Here is a 1,918-nt window from a genome sequence, read left to right as displayed (position 1 = left end):
GGTAAAACAAATATAATTGCGCTGAAAAGCTTGATTCTATTGGCTTTAGAGTCTAAATTGGGGGTGTAAATAGGGTGGAAGGTTTTCCACTGAATTTGTATTACGTAATGTGATAGTAATTTTTGTTAACGTCTTAGAGTAGGACGGTAGCCGGTGCGCTAACACCGACTGACCTAAAAGCCACTTAAGATGAGTATCGAATTCATCCCAAGCTACGTTTTACCCATTATCGAGATAGGTAAACGATATGACTATTGTATATCAAGACCTGCCCGTAATCCACGGAACAGGCGAAATTTTAAAAGATTCAAAAACTGATTGGCGTGTACTTAAGTTGAAAACCGTCGCAGTATCCAAAGCATTTGACCAACCAGAAAAATACTGGCTTGGCAGGTCGCAAAGAATGTTTGATTGCGGATCAACTCTTGAGTTCGCAGTAGACCCCCACGGTAATAAAAGATTAATTAGAGCTTTGTTTTGCAGGGATAGAATTTGTCCGTCATGTCAAAGGAGGCGATCAATGGCCATTTTCCATCAAGTTAAAGCGGTTTGTCAGTCTGCCCAGAAAGAAAACCCAACGCTAAAATATTTATTGTTAACCCTCACAGTACCCAATATTAAAGCTGATCGGTTATCAGATGAAGTTAAACATTTGACTGCTAGCTTTAAGCGATTAATGGAAAGGGCAGAGGTAAAACGCAGTGTTAAGGGCTTTTTCAGAGCGCTAGAAGTCACCTATAACGGTAAAAGGGACGATTACCACCCTCACTTTCATGTGTTACTGGCGGTACCGTCAGGTTATTTTAAAAAAACGTATATTACTCAAGCGCGATGGCTGGAGCTGTGGCGCGAATCCACTAGATACCCAGAAATAACACAGGTCGATATCAGGGTTATAAAGCCCAATAGAAAAAGAGAAGGTTCATCAAGTATAGAATCCGCAGCCGCAGAGGTAGGCAAGTATGCCACTAAGCCCTCTAATTACGTCTGTGAGATGCCGGACGGTAATTATTTGGCTCATTCAAAGGCTGTTAAGGAATTGGCCTTAGGTATTCGCAACAAGCGTCTGATTGCGTTTGGCGGCATTTTAAAGGAGCACCACAAAAAACTAAATTTACAGGACGTTGAAAGTGACTCTGTAGACCTGGTTCATGTCGGTGAAGAAAACGACACTATTGAAGCCGTTATGGTTCAAGTTTTCCGCTGGAATGTCGGATTACGTCAATACGTGGGGTAAAACCCACTATTTGCTATTGCGTTGCTATCCTATTGCTATTGCATTGCTATTGCATTGCTATTGCATTGCTATCGTATTGCTATTGCATTGCTATTGCATTGCTATTGCATTGCTATTGCATTGCTATCGTATTGCTATTGCATTGCTATTGCATTGCTATCGTATTGCTATTGCATTGCTAATACTCGGCTTTTTCGGTGGAATTACACAGGCACGCCGTCGAATGTCGACAAATTACTACGTAATCCGATCTCATTCGCGTGCAAAAGGTTTCACCCTTTAACCCATTTCAATTTAACCACCTGTGCGATTAATCGCACGAAAGGCCACATGACCAAGTTTATTTTCCTCGGTGATTGTTGGCCGCAACCAAGCGAAGCGCAAACCATTTTTATATGAAAACAAATCCCCGCGCTTGCGCCCCTGATAAACCAAAAAGATTTTCAATTTAACGCATGAGAATGATTTGGGGGGGAACCGTGTAACGGGGGGGTCCCTGATATTATTCTCATGTGGGAAATTGACCTTACTTGATACATAGAAATAAAGTGTGGATAAACGTCCTTGGTAGATACACGAACTTACGAGACAAGCAAAGAAACAGGTTAAAAATACACGCTGAAATAGGGGGTTTTTGAGGGTGTTTTTCTTCTCTTGATAAATAAGAAACAACTTCGACGG

3 protein-coding genes are annotated in these 1,918 nt (G+C 41.5%); 2 read left to right on the top strand and 1 reads right to left on the bottom strand.

The genetic code is table 11. The features are described 5' to 3' along the window. Nucleotides 1–247: 247 nt before the first annotated feature. Nucleotides 248–1,237 (top strand): protein rep, encoded by a 990-nt coding sequence (locus ACT3S9_RS19965; RefSeq protein WP_443603557.1) that lies wholly within the window; start codon nt 248–250, stop codon nt 1,235–1,237. Continuing rightward, nucleotides 1,209–1,520, top strand: coding sequence for a hypothetical protein (locus ACT3S9_RS19960; protein ID WP_444751185.1), 312 nt, complete (start codon nt 1,209–1,211; stop codon nt 1,518–1,520). Before ACT3S9_RS19965 ends, ACT3S9_RS19960 begins: the two co-directional genes overlap by 29 nt. Before the next feature lie 11 nt (nt 1,521–1,531). Here the strand turns inward: ACT3S9_RS19960 and ACT3S9_RS19955 are convergent. Then, nucleotides 1,532–1,918 (bottom strand): hypothetical protein (locus ACT3S9_RS19955; RefSeq protein ID WP_444751184.1); only part of this gene is annotated, 387 nt, incomplete at its 5' end.

This window comes from Pseudoalteromonas sp. AOP31-A2-14 (assembly GCF_052378035.1).
Lineage (GTDB): Bacteria > Pseudomonadota > Gammaproteobacteria > Enterobacterales > Alteromonadaceae > Pseudoalteromonas.
This window is presented reverse-complemented; position numbering and strand designations above follow the sequence as displayed.